This window comes from Parasphingorhabdus sp., assembly GCF_036963805.1.
Classification (GTDB): domain Bacteria; phylum Pseudomonadota; class Alphaproteobacteria; order Sphingomonadales; family Sphingomonadaceae; genus Parasphingorhabdus.
Genome location: NZ_JBALUN010000001.1, coordinates 849,028 through 874,214, shown reverse-complemented (window position 1 = coordinate 874,214; position 25,187 = coordinate 849,028). Strand labels below are relative to the sequence as shown.

Here is a 25,187-nt window from a genome sequence, read left to right as displayed (position 1 = left end):
CTTATGGGTCGCTATATTCCAGTCTGCATCGCAAGTCTTGTTTTGGCAGCGGGGTCGGCGGCCCTTGCCGCTCCGGGGGAAGAAGTTCCCCCGGATGCTATAGCCATACACCAAAACCTGATTACGCTTGATACGCATCTTGATACGCCTGCCTCGCTTGACCGACCGGACTGGGAAATTGGGGACAATCATGATGTGCATCGGGATTACACACAGGTTGATCTTCCACGCATGGAAAAAGGCGGTCTGGATGGCGGTTTTTGGGCGATTTATACACCGCAGGGCCCATTGGATAACGAACATTACCAAAAAGCACGCGATTTCGCAATTATGCGCGGCCTAAGTATTCGCGAGATGGTTGCCGCAGATCCGGCCCATTTCACTCTTGCGACACAAACAGAGGATGCCGCCGCCATTGCCGCCAATGGCAAGCGGATCGTTTATATGAGTATCGAAAATGCCTATCCGCTGGGCGAGGATATCAGCCTAATTACCCTGTTCCATGATATGGGGGTCAGGCTGGTAGGGTTCGCCCATTTTGCCAATAACCAATTTGCCGACAGCTCCACCGATCCGAAAGGACAACAATGGGGAGGCCTAAGCCCACTAGGCAAAGAGCTGCTTGCCAAAATGAACCGACTGGGAATTGTTGCTGACGCTTCGCACAGTTCCGATGCTGCGCTCGATGATATGCTCGAACTCTCGACCAGTCCTATCATACTGTCGCATTCGGGCTGCAAGGCGATTTACGATCATCCACGCAATATTGATGACGATCATTTGCGAGCGCTCGCTGCCAAGGGCGGAGTTATCCAGATTAATTCTTTCAGCACCTATTTGCGGGAAACCAAGACAAGTCCCGAAAGGATGAAGGCGCTGGGCGCATTATTTGCCGGCCGCGGCGAAGGAAAAATGACACGCGAAAGCTACAAAATATTTCTCGATAAATGGAACGAGATTGATCGCCTGTATCCCGCTGAGGATATGCCGGATTTTGACGATTTCATGGCCCATTTGCTTCATGCGCTAAAAATTGTAGGGCCAGACCATGTGGGTATCGGTCTGGACTGGGATGGCGGTGGAGGCGTTGTTGGTATGGAGGATGTCGCAGCACTCCCCAAAATTACCGCTGCTCTACTAAAGGCAGGCTTTGGCAAACAGGATCTCGAAAAAATATGGTCCGGGAATATATTGCGGGTTTTGCGTGCTGCCGAAAGTCACGCCAAGCCTGCCCTTGTCAAAGCAAACTAGCGCTATGCGGGGAGATCTAGTTTGCTTTCATACGCGGCAATATCACCGAAACTGACAGAAACAAGTTGTGATTAGATTGACTGGGCCGCGAGTAACCTAGCCCCCGCACACTAGTCTTTGCTTACGGGAAAACAGTAATTTTGGATTGGAACGAACCAGTACCGCTACGGGTTTCATGGTCCAATCCTCCGATCAGAGATAGCTTTTAATCGGAATGCATTGGGTGATGGGTTCGAACGAACCCATCACCGAAAAATTAATAACAGCCGCGGGCGAATAGCAAGGCCGGCAGTGTCTTGAAACAAATAGCAACATTGAGTTTCAGGTTGCGAGTTTGAACATATTTTACATCAAGCGCTACACGCTCGGAATAGCCGATATCGTTACGGCCACTGATCTGCCAAAGACCAGTCAGTCCTGGACGCACTTTGCAATAATCGTCAAACTTACGTCCATAGCGAACAATCTCCGGCGATATAATTGGCCGAGGTCCAACGATACTCATGTGGCCTAAAATTATGTTGAGTATTTGCGGTAACTCATCGAGGCTCGTTTTTCTCAGAAACTGACCAATTGCGGTTATTCGCGGATCGTTTTTCAGCTTTTGGTCATTCGCCCATTCCTGACGCGCAGATGGTGAATTCGCTAACAACTGCTGTAATCGCTCTTCCGCGTCCGGGACCATCGTACGGAACTTTAAACATGGAAATAATGCGCCATATTTTCCGACGCGTTGCTGTACGAAAATAACAGGTCCAGGACTGGACGCTTGAATTAACAGGCAAATAAGCAAGAGGACCGGCAACATGACCATAAGGGCAGCCAAACTGACTAAAAAATCAAAGGCTCTAATGTAAAAGTCTGATGGATGCGAAGTACGATTCCATTCGGTATTTTTGAAGGAAAAACGAGGATTATATAGAACATCAAGTGTCTCTGCCCCAAAATCAGGAACATGATAATGGTTATGATTAACTAGGCATACAGAGCTGTCGAGCGACATAAGCGTCCTCCATCAGGTTAGCTGTTTATGCGACCCTATCCTAAAATATTCATTTTTTTTGATTCGGCTTGCTATCTGCCGATGGTTCACAGCTTATGGAAAGTTAAGTTTTCGTCAACCATTTTCTGATGCAGTGCAGCATTTTTGAGTTAAATGTAAGAAAATGACGCTTTTCTGGCATTTTTATTACATTGCAGCGCACAATTTATAGCGCTTCATCAATAAAACTGTCCCATTTTTAGAATGAGCGCTCGGCCACCCGGATGGTATCTCCGGGCTGGACGGGTGTTCCGCCTTCCAACTTGTAAAGCAATTCATCCTTGTTGGCGGTATGCCGAATATATATTCTCTTTTTGTCCGCCCGATAGCCGAACCCACCAGCGCGGGCCACCGCACTGAATATCGTCAGCCCATTTACAAATGGATATTCGCCGGGCTTACCCACTTCACCAAGAATATAATATGGGCGATAATTTAATACTTCCACGACGACATTCGGTTCATTTAAGAACCCTTCAGCAAGCGCTGTACGCAGCATGGTTTCAAATTCGCTTACGGTTTTCTCGCTTGCCTGAAGCTCGCCGATAAGCGGAAAGGAAATCCGTCCTTGCCCGTTGATAGGATACGTGCCCGTCAATTTTTCTTCACCGTAAACGGTAATCTTCACCTGATCGCCGCTTCCCAGTTTGTAGACCGCTTGGTCCACCGAAAGCTCAAGTACTGGTAAGTTAGAAGTGGACGCACATCCTGCGAGTGTTAGCGACAGAATTAGAATTAAATTACGCATCCACTATTTCCTTTTATCGAACCGATCATAATATCCAGCGAAGTAGCCGCTATGCTGCAGTGCAGCATCGGCTTTGTCAAATATTCGCTGATTCTTTCCCGCTCAAAGCGATGGCTTCGGCAATTTTTTTGACGAATTGCGTTTCCCCACGGGGCACAATCATCACTTCGGTGCCTTTGCTAACGACAACTAAATCTTGAACGCCGCACAAGGAAATTCGTGCGCCATTCGCTCGTATTAGGCAGTTTTTTGAATCGATCGCGATGACCTCTCCCGAGAAATTATTTCCGCTTTTATCGTAACCTGCGATATCACCAAGAGCATCCCAGCTTCCCACGTCCGACCAACCGCATCCAATTGCTATAGTCGCGACATTTTCTGCCTTTTCCATTATGGCATAGTCGATAGAGTTAGACTCCGCTTTCGCAAAATGCTCGACATCCGGAATCACAAACGCATTCTGTTTGGACGCACCGTCGAAGCTTGCTTTGACGTGCGCCAACATTTCGGGAGCGAAGGCCTGCATGGCCGACAGATAAGCATCAGCACGGAAAAGGAATATTCCTGCATTCCAGACATGCTGCCCTGTTTTAAGCATCTGCAACGCTCGGGTGCGATCCGGCTTTTCGATAAAGGCCTCAGTCTTGTATACAGATGTTCCTGCGACTGTTTCATCGGACATCGCGATATAGCCATATCCCGTCTCCGGACGGGTTGGTTGGATACCGAACGTCACCAACCAGCCTTCTGTTGCTGCAGGAAGAGCCAATTCCACTGCATTCAGGAAAGCTGACAGATCGGTAATTACATGATCGCTGGGCATCACGAGAATTGGCATATCCCCCGCACCCGCGGCCAATGCCGCTAGCGCGACGGCAGGGGCCGTATTGCGAGCAACTGGTTCTAGAATGATCGCAGCGGGATCGGAGTCAATCTCGGCTAATTGCTGTTCCATCAACTCAGCATGATTGCTGCTGCCCACTATTATCGGTGGCATAAACATCTCGGGATCAGTTACGCGTTCCAATGTCATTTGAAACATAGTTTTATCCCCCAATAATGGCAAAAATTGCTTGGGGCATTCATTTGTAGACATCGGCCAGAGGCGCGTGCCGGCACCGCCCGAAAGTATCATGGGTGTAATTTTGGATGTCGCGATTTCAATGCTGGTCATTCTGATTCCCTTAGCAAGCGCGGGCTACGAACATTTTCGAATTGGGTTCTGTAATTAATTCTAGCGGATCTTCTAAAATTAGGCATTCGCCTGGTCCGATCGTTTCATTATCGAATGTGACTGCGCCTTGAAGAGGGATGATATAGTGGGGACCGGCACCCCCAATAGTAAAAATATCAGAGCCACAAAGATGCAGATTAAATTTTGGGCCGGAAACAATCTTTCCCAACTCTTCGGTGCCGAAGTTGCGATGCAAACTATCTTGATATGGCCGCGCTTGAGAGACGGCAACGCCGGCATCAAGGTGCAATTCGCGTGGCCTTCCATAATCATAAAGTCGATATGTAATATCTGCATTCTGCTGAATTTCGATTAATGACACGCCCGCTCCGATTGCGTGAACTGTGCCCGCTGGAATATAAAAAAAATCCCCTGCTGAAACGGACTTCCAGTCCATTAATTGCTCGATTTCGCCTGATAGAGAAGCCGCGCAAAGCTCATCGCTGGAAAGCGGGCTTTTAGTCCCTATACCCAACGTAGCAGCAGGATCGGCGTCTAATATGTACCAGCATTCCTCTTTGCCACTGGGAAGCCCTAAGACCCGAGCCTGTTCATCCGAAGGATGTACCTGGATAGAAAGCTTTTGTGACGTAAAAATATATTTAATCATGAGATCAAGCGGCTTACCCGGCGCTTCAAACCAGATTTCGCCAATAGCCTTTGATCCACACTCCGTAAGATTGTGAAACGGAGCAGGAAGCCAGTTTCGGCCCCATGGCTTTTCGACTTCTACAGACGATAATTTCATAACTGAATTTCCCTTGTGAAAGGTGCAAAGAAATGGCGGCTGCTTGCGGTTAGATTTTTACTCCGTTTTTGAAAAAACCGGCAGATTGTAGATTTCCGTTAAAATCAATCCAGTGTCGATTCTTGGCGCTCAAACACTGGCTAATGTTGGGGCGAGAAAAATGACCGCAATCCCAATAGGCGCGATCCACTCCGGTACGGCGGTCGCGGACATAAAGAAACGCAACGCTATCATTTGAAGCTTTGGATGGTGAGCTTTTGGTTAAAGTTGCGACATTGGTCTCCATTCGCCCGACCACCTTGCAAAAGCTATTGCCGCCGCAAATATCTAACGCCTTCATCGCATGTACGGAACCATTCCCACCATCAGCCAAAGGGATATAGAAAATATTGTCTGGCGTTGGAGGAACCGGAGCAGGGGATAGATAACTCTGTGGAATCTTTAGCCGATTTGCAAACAGGATCGCTTGGTCGACAGGCAGCGCGGTGTCTGTATCAGCCAATTCGATCTGTTCATCGGGAATAATCGAACGATGTGCTAATGAGAGACGGGCCATCTTTGGAATGCCTGGTTCTTCACCTGAATATACCTGAAAATAGGCACTTAATCTCCCCCACTTGCCCGCCCATCTAAAGAAGAGATGTGTGTGAACCTCAGATATTTTCTCTAGCTTCGCGCTCCAGACCGGGTGGACCCAATTTGTATGATAATGTGTGGATAAACCAACTTTTTCATATACCGAGCCGGTGAGCGCCGAGGTTGCCCGCACACGGGCGCGATCCCAAGCCGATTTGGATGGTGTCCGGAGCAGCGCGCCATCACAAGTATAGCTGAACTGACAGCCCGTGCTGCGTTCGGTGCCTTGAAATATGACGCCACAAATATTGTTCGGGAATGCGGGATGCCGGACCCGATTGAGTACCACTTGGCCCACCGAGCGCTGACCAATTTCATCATCGCCCGCTTCGTACCACATCGCACTTGCCAGACAATCGATAGCGCGATTTTTGCTTTCCATTGATCCCGACAAATTAAATGGGGCGGCTGGAAAAACTAACTTGGTGGTGAACGGAATAGAAGAATTAATCTCCAGCGCGGATTGTTTGTCCATATCTTGAAAAATCAGCGGCTCTGGGAAAGGCACATCATTTGCTATTGCAATGTCCTTGGCATGATCGGGATTGCTTGATGGCGATTGGTAATAGTTATGGTTAGCGGCCGGAGGTAATATTTTGGCAAAGCTGCTAAATGCAAGGAAGAGCATAAGGACACCGCCCAGTCTCGCAATCCGACTCTGCAACACATATTGCACTTTCGACCTCGCTCATAATATTGATCCCCAAAATTCGAGAATCAGGATATTTCTTACTTTGCAAATTATGCTGCATTGCAATTGATATTGCAATGCAGCAATTTATCTGTCGATTGCTTTCACTAGATTGAACGACGTTAGCATAACGAAAGCAGATCATTTTCCTTGCAAAACTGGCGTTTTTATTCAGTTTATATTCCACCAAACAATCTGCTGGTCAAAAATCTTCCAACTCACAGCATCAATATGCTGCATCGCAAACAATATTGTTGCAATGCAGCAACCTTAGGGACTAGGTTCAACGAATCGATCAGGCATCACGGTTAGGGAGTATGTGTCCTTGAACCATATATTGGCGAATATATCAGCAAGGCCTTTTGGGCCGCCATATGCTGCGGGCGGAACTGTCGCGCGGCGTTTTTTCGGTTTTCCTATCAATCTCTTTTGCGTGAGGCAGCGGCTTTCATGACGAATAACGGCCATAGTTTGCGAGTGGCCGTTATTTTGGCTAGCACCGGGCGACCCGGAAACCTTGCCACATGCATCAAGCATCTTAAAAGCCAAAGCAAACCTCCATCAGCAATTGTGCTATCAGTCGTGTCAGACAAGGATTTTCCCAACTGCCCAGAAATTCTGAACGGCGTTCAGTGTGTAAAGGGTCCGAAGGGGAGTTCCGCTCAACGGAATACAGGACTGCGGGAATTACCGAATGAACATGACGTAGTCGCATTTTTCGATGATGATTACATCCCCTCCCATTACTGTATAGAAAATATTGGGCGCTTCTTTAAATCGGCGCCCGATGTCATTGGTGCAAATGGCTTCCTGATTGCCGACGGCATTAATAGTTCAGGCATTTCCACTGATGCTGCTGAGCAAATGATCTCAGCTTATGATGCTTCCTCAGTATATGACGAGGCGATCGTGAAAGATTTAACTGGGCTGTATGGTTGCAACATGGCTTATCGGACCTCGGCTATAGAAGATGCTCGGTTTGACGAACGGCTTAAATTATACGGCTGGCAGGAAGATATTGATTTTGCCGCTCAATTACTCGAGCGTGGGCGGATAGTAAAAACCCATGCATTTGCCGGAGTCCATCAGGGTGTAAAAGGAGCCAGAACTTCAGGGATCCGGCTTGGTTATTCTCAAGTTATCAATCCAATATATCTTGCACGCAAGGGAACAATGCAATGGTCCTATGCATTTAAGATTATAACCCGGAATATTTTGGCCAACCACGCAAAATCAATGCGCCCCGAACCTTGGGTTGATCGGATCGGTCGGGTCAAAGGCAACTGGCTTGGTATTGTAGATGCGTTGCGGGGACGGTTTACGCCCGAAAGAATTGAGCAACTGTGATGCCGCGGGACAAAAGCACGCAGGCGGCAGATGTGTTTAGGCATTGTCCGGAAATCGACAGTTTAAGAGCCATAGCGATGATCGCCGTAGTTGCGATGCACAGCAACTTATTACCATTTGGCTGGGCGGGTGTCTGGCTGTTTTTCGTTATTTCAGGCTATGTGGTTACGCTATCGATAATTAAGCAGCATGACCCAAAGTTGGCCCGACCGTTAATCAAAGCTTTTTACCTGCGCCGGATCGCGCGGATTGTCCCAGTTTATTATATTTACGTGATTTTGGGAATTTTCATTTGCGTTGCGATCGGTGTCCCTCTCCAAGTTGAAGCACTTTTCTCGATCTTTGGATTCTATCAGAACACGGCAATCGCATATGGCTTTGGAGAAATGGAATTCTGGTCGACCGGTCACCTCTGGTCGATTTCAGTCGAAATGCAGTTTTACCTGATTTACGGTATCGCTGCCTATTTTTTGTCACTGCATGCGACAACCAGGCTATTGTGGTCTTTTGTTTTTGTGGCTCCTCTCCTGAGGTTAATCGCCAGTGCGGCTACGGCAAATTGGGACCCGCTACACTCTGCATATTTTATATATTCGGGCGCTGGCCTTCACTTTGACAGCTTCGCCATGGGCGGATTGCTCGCATTGGCACGAATGAAAACACCAATAAACGAGCTTGTTGGGCCTTTGGTAAAGATCGGCTTTGGAGCAATGGCCTGTTATCTGGTGATTTATATTGGTGTCAGCATCCTCATCAGGGACCGAGGCGGCATAGAGATTTTTCGCGATATTATTTCGGGAATTTTATACGGAGAGGGACGCGAGATATTCCTTTATTCTGCGCTGGGCGCATTTTCGCTTGCCATTCTGGTACTGACCGTTGCGCGTCACAAAGTCATATTCTGGTTGGTAAGACTGCGTCTGCTACAATGGATAGGTTCGATTTCTTATGGAGCTTATATCGTCCATGCCATCTGCCTGCAAATTATGTGGTGGATCGTTATCGATCATTGGGGCGTAACGGAACAAGCAACCATAGTTGATAAACTTTTGGTTTTCGCGGGTGGTTTGGGAATGACCCTAATCATCGCACAAATTTCTTACTTGTTCCTTGAGAGGCCCGTGATGGATTTTCTCAAGAGTTATAGATCAGAAAAAGGACTAAAATCTGCAATCACGGGAGAACCCAATGTTGGCAGTAGCTGACAGGCATCTTGATTTTGAAAGGGACTAAATTGCTTAACATTGCAAAAAAAATCCCAAAGTCACTTTCTTTCGAACTGTGAAATAATATCCTCGTTCGAATTTTTATTTGAAAAGATTCACGAGTAAGTTAGCTATTGAAGGGGAAATTCAAATTTTCAATCCACTGAAATTTATCTGGCGTAATATGGGGGTGAGACAGTTTATTCTGGAACGCCAGCTCCAGCAGATGATTTGTGAATGGGAACACGAAGTCGAAGAAAATTCCGGTTCACTGGTGTCAGGCAAAGTTAAAGGAGAGCGAAAAAATCTACTGATAATTCCTTCTGATCCCTATTTATTAACTGCTTCAACCGGCGATCAGGCCATGATATCAGCCATCCGATCCTATTGGAAAGAAAGGTTGCCAGAAGCCCAGTTTTATATCGCAACCGCTGGAGAAGAAGCGGATGCCGCAGCGAAGGCAGCCGATTTAATTCCACTGCAGCTTCTTTCAAAAGGAAAGTCTCTCAAAGACTCTATAGAAGAGACACTAAATCTTGACCTGAACACAATTGTTCTCATGGGCGCCGATGTTCTTGACGGCAGTTATAATCCGAATTTTTCAGGGCACCTTATCATGCTTGCTGACCTTCTATCACGGCAGGGGGCTAACTGCTTCATATCAGGTTTTAGCGTCAGTAAAAAATTTCATCCAACGATACAGGTCATATTTGGACGGATTAACAAGGACATCGTTGTTAATTTACGCGATCCTTTATCATTTGAGCGCTTTACCTCAAATGTGTCGAGACCAGCCAAACTGACAGCAGATATTGCTTTTTTGATGGAGCCGATGCCCGGTTCTATCCTCAAAAAAATCAGTCCCTGGCTCGACATATGCCGACAAAAAGGCAGGGCCGTTATTGGTGTAAACTGCCATCCACTTTTGCTCGAACTAACCGATCGTTCACGCGTTCAAATATTCATTGACGCGTTTACGCAATTGCTGGTCAAATTGCATAGAGATGAAGCCGTTTCATTTATCATGATTGATCATGATCAGCGGGGAGATTCATCTGATCATTTGTGTTTGAAACCTATCTATCAAAACCTGCAAGCTCAATTGGGAGACGATATTCTTTATCCCACCGAAAGAATGAAAGCACCGGAAATCAAGGCTTTTGTTAAGGAACTCGACGGTATTATCTCTGGCCGAATGCACCTAATGATCGCTGCAATGGGGGTTGGAACTCCAGTTTTCGGTATTGATTACAAAGATAAAATGGAGGGATTATTGCGGCTCAATAACCTCCCAGTCAATTACCTTACTAACAGTAGTAATATAGTGCATAATCTTGAGAAGGAATTGGCAAGAATACGAGATTTTATTCACGATCTCCCGTCTCTAAAACGGCAGCTCGATGCTAATCACGAAACAATCATAAAAAGGGCACAAAATAATTTCTCATTAGAGGCAGAAGCTGCGTCATGAAAATAAAGGTTTTCCTTAAGATCCTGCGCAATTTTCTTTACGATGCCGTCCGTTATACGAAGCATTCAGGTTCACTAATCCATGAAAACGATAAGCGCCGCTTATCCGCACATCTGAAAATGGATTTTCATAGAATTGAGAAAGGGCTGGCGCTTAAGGATTGTCGCCCTGGTTTCGGCTTAGATGTAGTCGAAAGACTTATGGCCAACACGCGACGATATGAAGAGTTTTATGGTCCGTCGGAGATTACCAAATGGGTAAAGCAAGCTTTGGGAGAATACCGAGCATTCAATAGAGGACATGGCATCTCACTGGATTCGCTTGATGAGTTTCTAAGCAATTCTAAATTTGAAAAAAACGATGGCGGAACGCAGATTATTGATCCCGAAGAACTACGTTGTCGATCCAAAATTGATTTTCACGCATTTGCTCATTCACGACATTCCGTAAGACACTTTTCTGAGAATCCAGTTGAGTTTGAGGATATTAAGGATGCTATATTAGCTGCGTCCCGAACGCCATCGGTATGCAATCGACAATCGGCCCACGCTCACATAGTTTTGAGCGAACCTCTTAAAACTGAGCTTTTGGCCGTTCAGGGGGGTAACCGGGGATTTGGACACCAGATACCTAGTCTGATCGTAGTGACATCTGAATTGCGGAATTTTGTCACCGCTGCGGAACGGTACCAATGTTGGGTTGATGGCGGGTTATTTGCGATGTCTTTAATCTATGGTTTGCACGCAAAAGGGTTGGCGACATGCATGTTGAATTGGAGTGTAGATCCGAGCAGGGACATAGCCGCACGTAAACTGTTAAATCTATCTGATACAGAAAATATAATTGTGATGATTGCAGTCGGTCACTTTCCGTCTCAATTGCGGGTGGCCCAGTCACCAAGATTACCGGTTGATACAATGTTGTCTATTCATTGAAAATGGCAACAGAAATATTTGTTACTTTTAGGGAGTAGAGTTAACCCGAAGCCTTTTAGCATTGGCAATAGCTCAACCAGAAACCATCATAAAATAGATCTCAATTGTTGCATTATTTCGCAGTTGCAGCAATAAAATAATGTAGCCTGGCTTTGGACAATGTGATTCTACCTAGCGGAGACTAGCCCTATGCTTCATCCCAAGAAAATAGCTATAAATGGTAAATTCCTGTCTGCTGAACCAACGGGAGTCCACCGGGTTGCCGAAGAGTTAATTCGCAATGCCTATGCTATTATCGATGCAGACCACCATATGAGTGAGCAACTGCAACTTGAATTATTGGTGCCCTCGGACGGTATGGAAAATGCTGAGCGTTTAGGCTTGCCATATAGAATAGTCGGTCCGTTTACGGGCATTGCATGGGAGCAGCTTACTCTGCCGCTTCATGCGGGAGGCCGGACGCTATTAAGTCTTTGTAATGTTGGTCCGGTTTTATCCCGGAACGCCGTTACAATGTTTCATGACGCTCAAGTCCATATTGCTCCGGACAGTTACAGCCCGATGTTCCGGCTCTGGTATCATTTTCATCAACCGATATGCGGTAAGAGACACCGCCGCATTTTGACGGTTTCCGATTATTCGCGTGAGCAGCTCGACCAATATAAAGTGGCCAATCGCGATAAAACGAAGGTGATTTTAAACGGTGTCGATCATGTGCTTGAGACTGCAGCTGATGACGAAATACTGTCGGAGTTGGAACTTGAACGAAATGGTTTTGCCGTTGCCTTGGCCAATATCCAACCGCACAAGAATATTGGCTTACTGCTGAAAGTCTTTTCCCGGCCTGAATTACAAAATTTGAAGCTTGTTCTTTTTGGGTCAGCGACGAGGGATATGTTTCAATCTGCAGGTCATTTAGTGCCGTCTAATGTCATTTTCGCGGGCAGGGTGAGTGACGGGGAATTGAGGTCTTTATATGCGAATGCTTTATGCCTCGCGTTTCCTTCACGAACGGAAGGTTTCGGATTGCCACCTCTGGAAGCCATGACTACCGGCTGTCCAGCAATCGTAGCGCCCGAAGGCGCATTGCCGCAAGTTTGTGGTGATGGAGCCATCTATGCGGGCGCGGACGATCTGGATGCCTGGGTAAATGCAATATCATTGATGAGTTCGGATGGTAGCTATTTGGCGAAAATACGGGCTGCCGGACTATCGCAGTCGGCTGCGTTTACTTGGAAACGTGCCGCCAGCCAGATGGTGGAGTATTTGTTGGCGCTTTAGCTTGATCCACCGTTACGGGTCGATTTGCGATGATGACGGGTTGAGATTGACCCCGGTTTGCAATCAGCTGGTGTTTAAGGGCAATAGCTATGCCAGCCAATATGGAAAATTGCATCCCAGGGTCGGGGGAAGCTTGAGTAAATAATGCAGGAATTAGTCCGGCGATCGCGCTCCAGCAAGCTGCACTCGTAAGCGCGGATTGAACCGAACCCGATCCTTCTATATCACCAGAAACATGGGCCGTTTGAAAAAGCTTCAGTAAATAGCCGCCGAAACAAATTATCCCGATTACACCCATGCCGCCTAATATCGCAGTTGCAATACTGGAGGAACGAAAACTGCCAGCGCCTATGCCCAGTCCATAGGAAATCTTAAATGCTTCGAGGCCCTGAAGCGCCCAAAACGAGCGCTGTTGCCCAGAATCTGAATCGGTTTTCTCCAACGTCATCTCGAGGATCATCGATTGAAATTCTTTTGCAAATTCACTTGAGAATATTATCGCCGACATTAGTAAAACCACCACTGCCAGTGCCGCCCCGACCAACAATAGCATCTTGTCCGTTCGCAAATATTTAGGAAAGGTAGCAAATCGAGCTAACAGCACAGCTGCATAACCGGCTATGCCAAGATATGCGGTAGATGAAGTCGATAATATCAAGGTAAGCGCCATGACACTGGCGGCAATACCGGTCCAAAACGGCTTGATATTTCTCAGCCATAATTCAAACACAAAGATCATCCAGACGATGCCAAAGTCGGCAAAATTAGATGGCTCAGCCATAAACCCTGAAATTCGGATGAATGAACTCGTTTGTTGACTTAGCTGCGCATACGAGCCGTTGCGAAAAAAATCGACCACCATATCCCAAGGTGTTCCGCGCAGAACAGCCTCTAATACCCCTAAAGCCGCGTGACTAAGTGTGGTCACAATGGCAATAGTCACTAACGGCGTAACATCACTAGCCCGTCGTACGGCGACATAACTAAAAATTGCTGCTAGACCAGTCCCAATCAGATAAACTGCTGTTGTGATATTTTGAGATGAAAATGCAAGCGGAAATACATCAAATAAACTGCGCAAACCGGCTGGACGCAGTGGGACTACATCAATCTGTCCTTGAAAGATGCGGGGTAAAAAAAATGCGCTGATGAAACCATAAGCACAAAAGAGCACCAGCCAACAGTTTTCGACGATCGCGTCTTTGCCAAGCTCCGAGCGATCTTTAATTAGATTCAGGCTTGCAACGGCCAGAAATCCTAACATTATGCGGTCGGGCGGTATCGATGATCCGCCGATGGCAGGTAAAACGACCGCAGCCGAACCTTCCAAAAGACCCAGCAATAACATCGCACAAAGCAACACCAGAATGTCGCCCTTGTACAATAACCATATGCCTAAAATGAACACCCCCAAACCGATAACAGTAGGTGTCATAACACGGAGGCTCGTTCAACAATCCCATCGGTTTCTCCGCCGCTTTGACTATTGCTTAAACCGATACCCGCAGAAATAATCTTTTTGACCTTTGCATCAAATATTTCAGGCGCGAAGCGTTCTGCATTTTGGACGGCAACATCTGGATTAAATTGCGGCAACCATTGTTCAAATCTCTCGACAGCGTCGATCAACGCATCCGGGTGCTGCTCTTCAAAAAAAAGTCCGGTATGATCCGGAATGATGGAATCACGAATTCCGCCGCGGCCATAAGCAATAACCGGTCGACCGGCAGCATTGGCCTCGACTGGCACGATCCCAAAATCTTCTTCCGGCGGGAATATCAGCGCCCGGCATTCCGCATATGCTTTCCGAAGATCAGCAAAGTCTAGTCGTTCTAATATCTTGATGTTAGGGCCGGCGCGTTTCGCAATATCGCCTGCCAATTCCCCTGTACCAACCATCAAAAGCGGCAGGCCCAGCTTGGTGAAAGCATCTACGACAATATCCGCTCGTTTATACGGTGTCATTTGTCCCACCCAGAGATATTGATTTTGCACGTCATCACTCTTGCGAAAAAGCGAGACCTCAATGGGGGGATGCACAACATCCGCTTGTCGGCCCCAGCTTTTTTTTACCCGGCGAGCAATAAAATTACTGTTCGCCACAATACTATCCACGCGTTGCGCAGAGCTGATATCCCATTGGCGCAGACGATGCATTAGCAGGGGCATGGCCAGTTTTGTAAATCGACCGCCGGTCAATTTATATTGATGATAATGATCCCACAGATACCGCATGGGTGAGTGACAATAGCACATATGAAATGCATCTGGCGGAACGATTATCCCCTTGGCTGGACCAGATTCGCTGCTGATTACGAGATCATAGCCTCGCATATCTATCTCCTCGAGCGCCAATGGCATTAGAGGAAGATATTTTTGATAATGGCGCTGGGCACCCGGTAGTTTGTTGATAAATGTTGTTCGGACTCTATGGGACCGTATGAACCCTGACACCGCCTCTGGATTGTAAACATGAGTGATTATATCGGCACCGGGATACAGCTTTAAAAGCCGCTCCAAAACCCGTTCTCCGCCGCGCATAGAGACGAGCCAATAATGAACGATCGCGGTTCGCGGTGATGTCATGCGACGGCCGCATATTTTTGATAATGAGAATAATAGCTCGTCGCATCGTCTGGTGCATACCGACTTTGCTTTTTCAGATTAACGCGGGTCAAAACAACGCCGATATAGTTGTTGAGTTTGGGAGGAAGAAGACGTGCTGCCGAGCGGATTGCGTCGTCAGATGTGCTTCGCCAACGCGCCGCTAATATGACCCCATCAGCAAGCGCAGCAATTTCCCGTGCCTCCGCAATAGCAAGCAGCGGTGGACAATCCAGAATAACGAGATCGAAGCGCTCTTTTAGCTGGGCAACTATTGCCTGTATTGCTCCGTTATTGGTCAGTCGATCACCCTCTCCGCCACGCGATATAATAGGTAAAATCGAAAGCGTGCTGTCAGGAACGGTTCTAAGCGCCTCATCTAAGCTGCTTTTACCGGAAGCAACCTCCAATATTCCAGAACCTCCTTCCAAGCTAAAATTGCGTGACAGCCCATGACGAAAAATATCGCAATCCACGATTATTGTTCTTGTGCCAATTGCCGCAGCGGTCAGGCCCAATAGAGAGGAGAGGATACTTTTTCCCTCATCAGGAACGGCAGATGAAATGGCCAAAACCTGGCCTCGGTCATTCATAGACATATGAACCGAAGAATAGATACTGCGCATTGACTCAGCCAAAACCGAATTGGGATATTGTGAAACGGTTTCGAGGGCTGTTTCCGCGCGGTGTTTTAGCGAACTATTTTCGGGTGATATGCCTAAAAACGGAAGTCCGGTTCTTCGCTCAACATCGCTTCCGGTAGTAAGTCCGCGAAATTGCATTTCGGTTATAAATGCCGCGAGCAGACCTAATCCTAGGCCGACGAGACAAGCAAATAATATATTGAGGAATATATTGGGGCTACTCGGAAAATTTGGGGCTTCTGCCAAAGTAAGTATGCGGGCGTCAGAGCGCTCTGTTCCGCTGCTGGCAAGCGTTTCCCGATAGCGGGCCAGATAGGATTCATACAAGCCCTGAGATGCTTCTGCCCGGCGCTCAAGGTCATCCAATGCAACCATGGCCTTGTTGTTGTGGACCAAAGTGCCTTTTGCCGAACCCAAAGTTCCGGTCAGTGATGCAAGTCGCTGTTCCGAAACATTCGCGCGTGCCTCAAGATTCGAAATAACACGGTCTATTTCTTCTTGAATCTGCTGGTCAAGGTCTCCCAATTCCTGCTGGGCGCGTTGTAGCTCGGGATGTCTGGTGCCATATCTTGTTCGCAAATCAGCCACTTTGACAATCAATTGTCCTCTTTGACTTCTGAGCGACGAGACAACTGAAGATTCCAGAGCTTCTCCAACATCATCTCCCTTGGACCCGCTGGTCAATTGTCGCCGTGCCGTGTTTAGCCGAGCGCGATCGGCTGCGGCCTCTGCTTTTGCGGTTGCCGTTTGCTGGTTATATACTGATATATCTTGTTCGGTGAGCGACGCGCCCGATGTGCTTAACAGTCCATGACCTACCCGGTAATTTTGAACAGCAGCAAAATCAGCCGTTGCGGCGGCGCGCAATTCTTCGACCTTGGTTCTCAGGAAACCAGTCGCTTCGGAAGTTGCCGACTTTTTCTCAGTGACCTGGGATTCTGCATATTCCGTCACATAGGCATTGGCCAACATCGCCGCAATTTCAGGGTTGTGATGACGATAGGAAATGCCAATTGAATAAGATGTTCCAATTCGGGCCGCGCCAAGTCCGCTGCGAAGATATTGGACAAGCTTGTCGTCCATATCGCTTCTCTCATCCACTGATAGTTTCCGGATATCAATTGCTTCCGGCCTCCCGCCAATTAGCTTCATCAGAGCTGATTTAGGTGGATTTGTGTATGGGTTGAAAATAAAATTCTCGGCAAGTTTGTATTTTTCGACGATTTGACGGGCCATTTTGAGAGACCCCACCACTTGGATTTGCGTACTGACATCCGCATCGCCGGCCATCACTGGTTCCGTTTCATTGCCGACTTTGGCGGCAAGCTCTCGATTGGAACCCGTCAACTGCACCACAGCGTTTGCTGTATAAATCTTTGGCTGCAGTAAAGTGACGATGATGCCAAAACCGATAATGAAAGCGGTGATTGACAAGAGCAACCATAAACGGCGGCGTAAAATGTTTCGAATTATTCCTAAATTCAGGCGATCATCGTTATTTTGCGGAATAGGTTCGACGATATCGGAGCCGTGCCCGACTAAGGCCACATTAGGATTATGATCGGAGAAGACATTGGGGGGTGTCATATTTCAAGCCTTGTTAGAGCCATGCCGACTTGTTGCGGGAGTGAAGTGGTCATATTGCTAGAACCACGCTACCGCCAGCTTTGAAGGCGTTGTATGAAGGGACTAACGGTGACCCCGATCCGGTTCGGATATCGAAGCTGCTGTAACCTCTAAGCGAGAAACGCCGATTTAATTTCCATTCGGCACGCCCTGTAATCGAAACCCGTTTTGCGGCGGCTTCTATACCCTGATATTCTTCCAGGGAGCCTTGAATCTCTGCGCTGAGAACAACATTGCGTCGATATTCATAGTCGGCGCCCAGTTTAAAATTAGTTACAGTAACGGCGCTGACAGAGTCAAAGCTACTAGTCGTGGTGGACTGATCAAGGTCCATGCGCACGCTCACCAGAGGCGTTGGATACCAGCGAAGTTGTGCCGATAATGCCAGTCCTTCAATATCTGGAAAGGTCGAATTCTTGAATTTGTGCCGTCTAAGCCCGGCATTAATTTCGGCGACTAATAACCGCGTGAGTTCGTAGCGTAACCCTGCAGTCAGGGAATAACTATGGGCATCACGATCAAACAAGGCTCGCGGTTCATTATAGTCAAAACTATCGTAACTTCCCTTGACCTGAAACGATAGCAATGGGCTGATGCCAAAAGCGGCACCCACTCTTCCGCCAATTCTATGGCCATCGCGAAAACCCTGATCAATCACTACGCCGGAATCGAGGCGGACATCGCCATAGGTGAATTTCGATGCCGTAAATGCCCCATCGATCGATAAGCGGTTAAACCGTTTTTTTAAGAACAGGGATGAACTAAAATCGCGCTTCTTTAAGGGGGACCCGATCTGGAGATCATTTTCGAAGCTGCCGCGCGAGGTTGTCGATTCTGACCATCCGACATTGGCAGCTAATGTTATGGCCTCGGGTAACTCAGCAAAGCCAGACGTGTCCAACCGATATTCTTCATAATTCTGGCCATTGAAGTTGGCATAGCGGCGGGCTTTCATCCGTCCGGTAACAGCAAAAGACTGGCCGGGCCTCTTAAGCGCGGCGGTAATGGTAGGTGTAATCGTAACGCTCGCGTCAGATTTGGCATCGTCTTTTTGCGTAAAGATATTTGAATTAAAATCTGGAGAGATGCTTAAAGTGGGGCGAAGTACAAAGCTCCCAAGCTTGATCCCCATAGGATCATAGTCAGGCTGGGACCGATTGCCCGCTACATCTTCAGGTTCGGTGAGAATAGATTGTTGAGCAAATGCAACATGAGACTCGACGAGCATTGAGACGAATACCATTGCTGGTAGTTGCCAGAACCTATTGAGAGAGGCCCTCGACTTCCATTTAATCTCTTGTCTTTTCAATACTATATTACGACCAAAGCTCACTGAGTTTCCTCTGCTTTTGGTTAACTACAGATGAAATCTTGCACAATTTTTTGATTGTTGCAACGCACAATATTTTCCGCCATCATGCAAAAGTTGCTTAGGTTGGAAAAGGATATAGTCTGTATTGGCCCAAAAAAAGCTTCGTGTTGCTTCACATTTTGCGATGCTATCAATTTTGGCCGCACTGCCATTAATTGGTATTTTTGGTGTCGATATCTCCTTAGCTGACTCGCTCAACATCGCTGCACCGCTCTGGATTCCTGTTGGGTTAATTGCTTCCCTGTTGATCGCGTTTAAAGGCTATCGTGCTCGAGGTTTCTCAGCAAAAATGATATTTGAGGCGGGGTTATTTTGCGGCTACTTTGCGTTTTTAATATTACTAATCCAGCCTTTTTTGGTAAAAACCGAGCTGGAAAATAATACCCATGAAAACACCATATTAAAAATTATTAGCTTTAACTTGAACAAGAATAATAGCAGCCCAGCTAAAGCTGCTCAGTGGATAATCAAACAAGCGCCTGATGCTATCGTGCTTTTGGAATCAGATCGCGAAGGAGCGAAGGTTGCAAAATTACTAGCCCGCCAATTTCCCGTCCAATATGATTGTCGAGGAGATGGTGCGTGCTCCACGGTCATTTTACTTAAAAGTCCAGCCATCGAAGTTAAATATCATGGGGTGGGGGATACTGAAAATCGAAAGGCGCTCTCAGCGGTGACTGCAAAAATATGGGTAGGCGATTCACCCTTGTCACTAACCGCAGTCCACCTGCCACACCCTTGGCCGCTCGGCGAGCCACGCAAATATATTAATGAACTGGTTTCAAATACTGATATCTTTGATGGTAGAAGGCTTTTGGTTGGGGATTTTAACAATGTACCGTGGAGTTTTTCGATGCAGAATCTCGCCGCAAATATGCGCCTAAGACTGGCCTCAGGTGCCGCACCGACATGGTCGGCAATAGACGCTATGCGGCCGCTATTGGCATTAGATCAGGTATATGCAGGGGATTGCGTAAACATAATATCAACCAGCGTCGGACCACCACTTGGATCAGATCATTTACCAGTCATCACAGAATTCTGGATTGGCACTTGCGATGATTGACACCAACCCACAGCGTTTCGATCCGGCTTTTGTGACGCTTGTCTTGATGATAAACCCAAGGCTTTTTAAGTTTGGTGATGTTTTAACCGCGCGATTGTTACAAAATGGAAAACCGAACTGGCCTTTGGTAACGCGTTTTGCTGAACGCCATCGGGTGATGCCGCTTTTGGCAAATCGGGCTAGAGAATTTAATTGGTTTAGAGGATCATCACTGGAAATCGAAGCGGATGCGATAGATAGTTTGCAAGGCGAAATTGATAGAGCCGCATTTTCCGAACTGGCCGCACTAGCAGAACTCAAGAGACTATATTGTGCCTTAGCTGATATTGGAGTTGCGCCTACTCTATTAAAAGGGCTCGCACTTTCGCAAATATGTTTCAATGCTATGGGGAAACGAACAAACCGGGATATCGATTTGCTTATTAACGAGGCGGAATTGGATCCTAGCGACGCTGTACTCTGTTCATTAGGCTATGTTCGCGTTGAACCCGAAGCCGGTACAAGCATTTCAGACTTTTCTGTATGGAAAAAAAACCACAAAGACTGTGTGTATTTTCATCCAAAAAATCGGATAGTCCTTGAAATGCACTATCGTCTTTTTGATAATCACCATCTGTGTCATCCAATCCTGCTTTCTGAGCCGGAAGATGTGAACCTTTTTTCGCAACTGAAGGTGCGGTCATTGCGATCAGATCATTTAATCACTTATCTTGCCATGCATGGGATACTTCATGGGTGGTCACGATTGAAGTGGCTGATCGATTTCGCGATATTAAATAGCCAATTTGAAATTTCCACTACCGATCAAACTGTAAGTCAAATCGAACTAAACAGGCCTTTCGACCGTGCGGTAGGCACGGCAAACCAATTGTGCGAGCATTTTCTCGGAGAGGCCTTTCCGGAACATCCCGCCACGATACAAAAGGCTAGAAAACGGTCTTCCTTCCTAGCGCGAATTGCGATTAACAGTATCTGTGGAGAGGGCACTACAGAATTAGAGGATACGCGTTTTGGGACGACGTTGAAAAACCTTAGTCATTATTTGCTTTGGGCAAATCCTGCATATCTTCTATCTGAGATGAAATACGACCTCACCGATATGTCCAGAGAAGGGCAACCGACAAGCAACAAAATGCCGGTTTGGCTGAGCCGTCCGTCTGAATGGATTGGAAGGCACTTTTGATTCGAAAATTTGCAAAATTTTACGGATAATCATTGGCATATATTGCAAAAGCACAGTAGCTCTCCATAGCTTTTTTCACGGATAATTGTCGAACGGAATAACTATATTATATATATATCATATAGTTATTCCGCGCTTAAGGTGCGCGGGTCCCGTTCTCGCATATGCAACAAATGGTGCGCTGCAGCATATTGACACCGCTAATGAATCATGAAACACTCAGCAGTGGTAAAAAATCACTTTTACCACAACGAACGGAGGTTATTTTATGAATACGTCCGAGAAGATGGCTTATATCAAGCCAGATTTGACCGAAGTTGGTTCTTTCGAAGAAGTAACGCTCGGAAGCTCAACGGGCTCGGCGCTTGACGCGTCTTTCCCGGTTGGTACTCTTATAACAGACCTTACCTTCTCCTGAGATTCAGGAAATGTATGACCTTGCTTAAGGAGTTATCATCAATGTTTGGAGGGCGGGGCACGCTCGCCCCCCATTTTTTGCTTTTTAAGGTGTCGCACACTTTTAAATAGTTAGCGTATAAATAATGTCAGATAAATCCAAATGGGTGGCGAATAAAAGCGTTGTCTATTGTGAACTTAAAGGAAGCGTCGCGCTGTTAGATACAAACAGGAACGTCTACTTTTCTCTTGATGGCATAGGGCCCTTTCTTTGGAACTATCTCTGCGAAGGGATCGACATCAAAACTTTGTGTCAGGAAGTTACATCCAATTTCGAGGTCGATGATTTGACTGCCAAAAATGACATATCCGCTTTGATCAAAAAACTCGCTGAGGCCGACCTGATAAGGTCAAGTGACAACTAGACCATAGAGTGGAAAACACAGTATGAAAGTAATCTGGCGGGACAAATGGCTTATAGTACTGGCGTTTACTCTGCTCTGGGTCATTCGTGTTGGCCTATGGACCATTGGCTATCGAAGGTTGCATTCTCTAGTTGCTACAAAACAGACGATGAGATTGCCGTCGGATGCAATGGCGCAACGAGTTGCCTTCAGTGTGTTTTTCTCAAGCCGGATGGTGCCCAAAGCTACGTGCCTGGTCCAGGCAATATCAGCACAATGGATTTTTAACTTGCGGGGATATTCCTCCCATATTCAAGTTGGTGTAAAAGAGAACGAACGTCTGAAGCTCGAAGCTCACGCGTGGTTGTTATGCGGCAATAGGGTGATAATTGGCGGCAATCGCGAAAGCCTTGCTGATTACTCTCCTTTTTTGAAGTTGCCACAACGATGAGCGGTATATGTGGCATCCTTACAAAAAAAGCTGAGCATTGCGGCAATTCGCAAGCACTTCAAAGAGGGCTTGATGCCATATCCCACCGCGGAAGAGATGGGGTGTCGTGCTATAATGATGAACATATTTTCATCGGGCATTGCCTTTTTGACACCGGATGCAACGGATTTGCGATCGATGAAGACGGCTATGCAATTTCCTTCGATGGACGTCTCGACAATCGCAACCAACTATGCGCAAAACTTCGCGCTGGCGGAGCCATGACTTCGCCTATGACAGACAGTGTCAGTGACACGAGGTTATTGTTGCTTGCCTATCTCCATTTCGGAACAGATTTACCGAAATATCTTCTAGGAGACTTCGCAATCGCAATTTGGGATGTGAACAAGCAGCATTTGTTTCTGTGCCGTGATCATTTCGGCGTACGCCCGTTATTTTATCGCATCGAGGGTGATGATTTCCTTTTTGCTTCAGAAATAAAAGCCTTGCGCGCCATGCGTCCGGAGCTTCCCTATATTCCCCATTTAACGGGAATAAATGCTTTTGTTGCTGGAAATTGCGATGAGGATGAACCCGAACGCAGTTTTATCGCTGACGTGTATCGGCTGCTTCCGGGGCATTCGGCTATCATAGAAGAGGGCAAGATCAAAACTCAGCGCTACTGGCGTCTTGATCCAAACTTGCCGAAGCCTATCAAAGACGTCCACCAGCAGTTTCGTGAGCTGTTCATCCAGGCGATTAACCGGCGAACACGGGGAACGCCGCCGATTGCTGCGCTGCTCAGCGGCGGTCTTGACTCTTCGTCAATTGTTTCAAGCATCGGGGCCGGCGAAATCGCTATTTCTCCAACCGATATCGACGTTTTCTCATTGACGTTTAAGGACGACGACACGCCCGATGAAACCGAATACATCGCGGCAGTAAAGGACAGCTATAGTTTTAGCCATCGGACCGTTGACGGTAGCCATGTATCGGGACTTGGAACTGCTGACGTTATGATTACGGAACAGGACCAACCTCCCATTGGTCCAAATGGCGCTGTGTTTCGGCACTTGCTTCAAACGGTCGCAGATCAAACCGAAGCAAAAATTTTATTACATGGCCATGGCGGAGATGAAATAGTCTCAGAGGGAGCAGGCCTTTTCGAAGAGCTGGCCGGCTCCGGTCGCTGGCTTCGTCTATGGCGAGAATTAGGCGCAATTAAGCAAATAACCGGAAAGCCCGGCCCCCATTTCAGAAGGCTTATTTGGCGTAAAGGAACTCGAAAAGCGCTTGTAAAATTAATGCGTTGGCCCAAGCATGCCTTTGGCAAAAAAGCTGATCCAGTACCTCGCGATCCAATAAAATTTGAACCCGGCGGACAACTTCGTCCGGCGGAGCAAATCGCACATTTGAAAAAGCTCACGTCACCAATGTTTGGGCAAGCCTTGGAAATAACAGATCATGATGCAGCGCACGCCGGCATCGAAATCCGCATGCCTTTTCTGGACGTGGAATTGGCCGAGTTTTGTGTCAGAGTTAAAGCGGACGAAAAATGGAAGGATGGCTTGCCCAGATCAGTCGTACGGGGGGCGATGAAGGACATCCTTCCCGAGAAAATTCGGTTACGCACCGATAAACATGATTTTGCAGATCATCTGAAAATGACAATGTTGCGGGATGATAGGGAGATTGTAGACGATGCAATTTTGCGGCGAAGCAGTCTCATTTCACCCTATACCGATCTGGTCAGTCTGAAAGAGGATTGGGATGATCTAAAAATCACTGGTGAACTAGATGGTTGGCGACTGATGCGCCTTTGGCGCGCGGTGATATTATCACGCTGGCTGTCTGGCGTTAATGTGCCAACCGAACGTCATCCGGCACCGGACGTTCTTCTAGCTGCGGCAGAATGAACGATGTTAAGATGATATATCAACTTTACGGCTTAATCATTCAATCAGATTTCCTTTTAGCCGAAGCCGAGGAAATACATCATGAAGATTCAGACGTTGATGTACGAATAATAAGGTCGCCTTTGAAGGAAATTAGACATACGGACGGTGGCTTTCGAGATTTTCGTATTACCTCTGAGGGTGATCTGTTTCAATTTACCGGCGTAGGCCGGTTCTTAGTAAGAAACGATTCTGAAATAATTGTCGATCTCGAACCGGGCTTTGATGAATGCCTTATTGGCTTACCGCTGCTCGGCCCCGTTATTGCTGTTCTGTTGCATAGGCGGGGTCATTTTATACTTCACGGCAGCTCCGTGATTATTAACGGCACTGCTCAAGTTTTTTTGGGGGATAAAGGGGCAGGAAAGTCTACCACCGCTGCTGCTTTGGTGGCTGCGGGATATTCCATGATAGCCGACGATGTCGTAGCGATCATCAACGAGCCAGATCAACCCTTAAAGGTTTTTCCCGGACCTCCGACTATGAAATTAAGTCAGACAGTTTTGGGACATTTTCCTAAAAACTCTGGTAGAGTTTTGGAGCCGGATAATGGCGAGTTTACCGGCGGAAAAGCCCGTTTTCGTTTGAATCAGGCGCATGGATTTCGACCTTTTATTTTGGGCCGGGTGCATGCTTTGTCGAGAGGGGCAGAGAATGCAATCAAGGATTACACTGCCGTTCAAACCTTAAATATATTGATCCGCTTTTCTTATTTTCCAAGACTTGGCCCCGCAACACATCGTGCCAACGAAACAGCGCGTCTTTTTACGAAAGCTGCCGAACTCGCCGACCGGATTGATGCGGGCCGCCTCACCGTTGCAGATGACCTTGATGTACTGCACCGGCTGTCCGACTTCTTGATTAAGGAGACATCCGATGCGACCCAAGGCGCGAAATGACCCCGGTTTAAGGGGCTTT

General features: G+C 47.2%; 22 protein-coding genes. 13 read left to right on the top strand and 9 right to left on the bottom strand.

Features of this window, described 5'->3' with window-relative positions; all coding sequences use genetic code 11:
• Positions 1-3: 3 nt before the first annotated feature.
• On the top strand, positions 4-1,251 hold the full coding sequence (locus tag V7676_RS04130; RefSeq protein ID WP_335658379.1) for a dipeptidase: 1,248 nt from the start codon (positions 4-6) through the stop codon (positions 1,249-1,251).
• Between the two features lie 256 nt (positions 1,252-1,507).
• Here V7676_RS04130 and V7676_RS04125 read toward each other — a convergent pair whose 3' ends face one another.
• The 5 genes from V7676_RS04125 to V7676_RS04105 all read right to left on the bottom strand — a co-directional run bounded on the left by V7676_RS04125 (position 1,508) and on the right by V7676_RS04105 (position 6,287).
• Positions 1,508-2,254 (bottom strand): sugar transferase, encoded by a 747-nt coding sequence (locus V7676_RS04125; RefSeq protein WP_335658378.1) that lies wholly within the window; start codon positions 2,252-2,254, stop codon positions 1,508-1,510.
• Between the two features lie 238 nt (positions 2,255-2,492).
• Positions 2,493-3,041 (bottom strand): polysaccharide biosynthesis/export family protein, encoded by a 549-nt coding sequence (locus V7676_RS04120; protein WP_335658377.1) that lies wholly within the window; start codon positions 3,039-3,041, stop codon positions 2,493-2,495.
• Positions 3,042-3,117: 76 nt separating this feature from the next.
• Positions 3,118-4,215 carry a mannose-1-phosphate guanylyltransferase/mannose-6-phosphate isomerase gene (locus V7676_RS04115; protein ID WP_335658376.1) on the bottom strand — a complete coding sequence of 366 codons (1,098 nt, stop codon included), beginning with the start codon at positions 4,213-4,215 and terminating at the stop codon, positions 3,118-3,120.
• Positions 4,216-4,225: 10 nt separating this feature from the next.
• Positions 4,226-4,885, bottom strand: coding sequence for a class I mannose-6-phosphate isomerase (locus V7676_RS04110; protein ID WP_335658375.1), 660 nt, complete (start codon positions 4,883-4,885; stop codon positions 4,226-4,228).
• A 187-nt stretch (positions 4,886-5,072) separates the two neighbouring features.
• Positions 5,073-6,287, bottom strand: coding sequence for a cell wall hydrolase (locus V7676_RS04105; protein WP_335658374.1), 1,215 nt, complete (start codon positions 6,285-6,287; stop codon positions 5,073-5,075).
• Between the two features lie 513 nt (positions 6,288-6,800).
• On the opposite strand from V7676_RS04105, the gene V7676_RS04100 reads away from it, so the two are divergent.
• The 5 genes from V7676_RS04100 to V7676_RS04080 all read left to right on the top strand — a co-directional run bounded on the left by V7676_RS04100 (position 6,801) and on the right by V7676_RS04080 (position 12,589).
• Positions 6,801-7,697 carry a glycosyltransferase family 2 protein gene (locus tag V7676_RS04100; RefSeq protein WP_335658373.1) on the top strand — a complete coding sequence of 299 codons (897 nt, stop codon included), beginning with the start codon at positions 6,801-6,803 and terminating at the stop codon, positions 7,695-7,697.
• Complete coding sequence (locus V7676_RS04095) at positions 7,697-8,902, top strand: acyltransferase family protein (protein WP_335658372.1); 1,206 nt, start codon at positions 7,697-7,699, stop codon at positions 8,900-8,902. Before V7676_RS04100 ends, V7676_RS04095 begins: the two co-directional genes overlap by 1 nt.
• 106 nt (positions 8,903-9,008) lie before the next feature.
• Positions 9,009-10,373 carry a polysaccharide pyruvyl transferase family protein gene (locus V7676_RS04090; RefSeq protein WP_335658371.1) on the top strand — a complete coding sequence of 455 codons (1,365 nt, stop codon included), beginning with the start codon at positions 9,009-9,011 and terminating at the stop codon, positions 10,371-10,373.
• Entirely contained in the window at positions 10,370-11,308 is a 939-nt protein-coding gene (locus V7676_RS04085) for a nitroreductase family protein (protein ID WP_335658370.1), read from the top strand. Before V7676_RS04090 ends, V7676_RS04085 begins: the two co-directional genes overlap by 4 nt.
• A 189-nt stretch (positions 11,309-11,497) precedes the next feature.
• A complete protein-coding gene (locus V7676_RS04080) occupies positions 11,498-12,589 on the top strand; it encodes a glycosyltransferase family 4 protein (protein ID WP_335658369.1) in 1,092 nt (363 codons plus the stop codon).
• On the opposite strand, the gene V7676_RS04075 is transcribed toward V7676_RS04080, so the two are convergent.
• From V7676_RS04075 to V7676_RS04060, 4 genes are read right to left on the bottom strand one after another with little or no spacing between them, the layout of a single operon-like run.
• Positions 12,537-14,024, bottom strand: a complete 1,488-nt coding sequence (locus tag V7676_RS04075; protein WP_335658368.1) for a glycoside hydrolase — start codon at positions 14,022-14,024, stop codon at positions 12,537-12,539. The two genes, V7676_RS04080 and V7676_RS04075, sit on opposite strands and share 53 nt — an antisense overlap.
• Positions 14,021-15,175, bottom strand: a complete 1,155-nt coding sequence (locus tag V7676_RS04070) for a glycosyltransferase (protein ID WP_335658367.1) — start codon at positions 15,173-15,175, stop codon at positions 14,021-14,023. The genes V7676_RS04075 and V7676_RS04070 overlap by 4 nt, the downstream gene beginning before the upstream one ends.
• Entirely contained in the window at positions 15,172-17,424 is a 2,253-nt protein-coding gene (locus tag V7676_RS04065; RefSeq protein ID WP_335658366.1) for a GumC family protein, read from the bottom strand. The genes V7676_RS04070 and V7676_RS04065 overlap by 4 nt, the downstream gene beginning before the upstream one ends.
• 49 nt (positions 17,425-17,473) lie before the next feature.
• Positions 17,474-18,691, bottom strand: a complete 1,218-nt coding sequence (locus tag V7676_RS04060; RefSeq protein WP_335658365.1) for an outer membrane beta-barrel protein — start codon at positions 18,689-18,691, stop codon at positions 17,474-17,476.
• Positions 18,692-18,920: 229 nt separating this feature from the next.
• On the opposite strand from V7676_RS04060, the gene V7676_RS04055 reads away from it, so the two are divergent.
• The 7 genes from V7676_RS04055 (at position 18,921) to V7676_RS04030 (ending at position 25,168) form a co-directional block, all read left to right on the top strand.
• A complete protein-coding gene (locus V7676_RS04055) occupies positions 18,921-19,901 on the top strand; it encodes an endonuclease/exonuclease/phosphatase family protein (protein ID WP_335658364.1) in 981 nt (326 codons plus the stop codon).
• Positions 19,894-21,084: a nucleotidyltransferase family protein gene (locus V7676_RS04050; RefSeq protein ID WP_335658363.1), complete on the top strand. Its 1,191-nt coding sequence runs from the start codon at positions 19,894-19,896 to the stop codon at positions 21,082-21,084. Before V7676_RS04055 ends, V7676_RS04050 begins: the two co-directional genes overlap by 8 nt.
• Positions 21,085-21,352: 268 nt before the next feature.
• Positions 21,353-21,502 (top strand): lasso RiPP family leader peptide-containing protein, encoded by a 150-nt coding sequence (locus V7676_RS04045; RefSeq protein ID WP_335658362.1) that lies wholly within the window; start codon positions 21,353-21,355, stop codon positions 21,500-21,502.
• Between the two features lie 124 nt (positions 21,503-21,626).
• Positions 21,627-21,905 (top strand): PqqD family protein, encoded by a 279-nt coding sequence (locus tag V7676_RS18835; protein ID WP_442955392.1) that lies wholly within the window; start codon positions 21,627-21,629, stop codon positions 21,903-21,905.
• 22 nt (positions 21,906-21,927) lie between these two features.
• Positions 21,928-22,335: a lasso peptide biosynthesis B2 protein gene (locus tag V7676_RS04040; protein WP_335658361.1), complete on the top strand. Its 408-nt coding sequence runs from the start codon at positions 21,928-21,930 to the stop codon at positions 22,333-22,335.
• Between the two features lie 101 nt (positions 22,336-22,436).
• Positions 22,437-24,230 (top strand): asparagine synthase-related protein, encoded by a 1,794-nt coding sequence (locus tag V7676_RS04035; RefSeq protein WP_335658360.1) that lies wholly within the window; start codon positions 22,437-22,439, stop codon positions 24,228-24,230.
• Positions 24,227-25,168 (top strand): hypothetical protein, encoded by a 942-nt coding sequence (locus V7676_RS04030; protein ID WP_335658359.1) that lies wholly within the window; start codon positions 24,227-24,229, stop codon positions 25,166-25,168. Before V7676_RS04035 ends, V7676_RS04030 begins: the two co-directional genes overlap by 4 nt.
• Positions 25,169-25,187: the final 19 nt, after the last annotated feature.

What these genes read in the sequence shown, in the direction of transcription:
- V7676_RS04130 (WP_335658379.1), top strand. Translation starts at nt 4, where the DNA reads ATGGGTCGCTATATTCCAGTCTGCATCGCAAGTCTTGTTTTGGCAGCG.
- V7676_RS04125 (WP_335658378.1), bottom strand. Translation starts at nt 2,254, where the DNA reads ATGTCGCTCGACAGCTCTGTATGCCTAGTTAATCATAACCATTATCAT.
- V7676_RS04120 (WP_335658377.1), bottom strand. Translation starts at nt 3,041, where the DNA reads ATGCGTAATTTAATTCTAATTCTGTCGCTAACACTCGCAGGATGTGCG.
- V7676_RS04115 (WP_335658376.1), bottom strand. Translation starts at nt 4,215, where the DNA reads ATGACCAGCATTGAAATCGCGACATCCAAAATTACACCCATGATACTT.
- V7676_RS04110 (WP_335658375.1), bottom strand. Translation starts at nt 4,885, where the DNA reads ATGATTAAATATATTTTTACGTCACAAAAGCTTTCTATCCAGGTACAT.
- V7676_RS04105 (WP_335658374.1), bottom strand. Translation starts at nt 6,287, where the DNA reads ATGCTCTTCCTTGCATTTAGCAGCTTTGCCAAAATATTACCTCCGGCC.
- V7676_RS04100 (WP_335658373.1), top strand. Translation starts at nt 6,801, where the DNA reads ATGACGAATAACGGCCATAGTTTGCGAGTGGCCGTTATTTTGGCTAGC.
- V7676_RS04095 (WP_335658372.1), top strand. Translation starts at nt 7,697, where the DNA reads ATGCCGCGGGACAAAAGCACGCAGGCGGCAGATGTGTTTAGGCATTGT.
- V7676_RS04085 (WP_335658370.1), top strand. Translation starts at nt 10,370, where the DNA reads ATGAAAATAAAGGTTTTCCTTAAGATCCTGCGCAATTTTCTTTACGAT.
- V7676_RS04080 (WP_335658369.1), top strand. Translation starts at nt 11,498, where the DNA reads ATGCTTCATCCCAAGAAAATAGCTATAAATGGTAAATTCCTGTCTGCT.
- V7676_RS04075 (WP_335658368.1), bottom strand. Translation starts at nt 14,024, where the DNA reads ATGACACCTACTGTTATCGGTTTGGGGGTGTTCATTTTAGGCATATGG.
- V7676_RS04070 (WP_335658367.1), bottom strand. Translation starts at nt 15,175, where the DNA reads ATGACATCACCGCGAACCGCGATCGTTCATTATTGGCTCGTCTCTATG.
- V7676_RS04065 (WP_335658366.1), bottom strand. Translation starts at nt 17,424, where the DNA reads ATGACACCCCCCAATGTCTTCTCCGATCATAATCCTAATGTGGCCTTA.
- V7676_RS04060 (WP_335658365.1), bottom strand. Translation starts at nt 18,691, where the DNA reads ATGCTCGTCGAGTCTCATGTTGCATTTGCTCAACAATCTATTCTCACC.
- V7676_RS04050 (WP_335658363.1), top strand. Translation starts at nt 19,894, where the DNA reads ATGATTGACACCAACCCACAGCGTTTCGATCCGGCTTTTGTGACGCTT.
- V7676_RS04045 (WP_335658362.1), top strand. Translation starts at nt 21,353, where the DNA reads ATGAATACGTCCGAGAAGATGGCTTATATCAAGCCAGATTTGACCGAA.
- V7676_RS18835 (WP_442955392.1), top strand. Translation starts at nt 21,627, where the DNA reads ATGTCAGATAAATCCAAATGGGTGGCGAATAAAAGCGTTGTCTATTGT.
- V7676_RS04040 (WP_335658361.1), top strand. Translation starts at nt 21,928, where the DNA reads ATGAAAGTAATCTGGCGGGACAAATGGCTTATAGTACTGGCGTTTACT.
- V7676_RS04030 (WP_335658359.1), top strand. Translation starts at nt 24,227, where the DNA reads ATGAACGATGTTAAGATGATATATCAACTTTACGGCTTAATCATTCAA.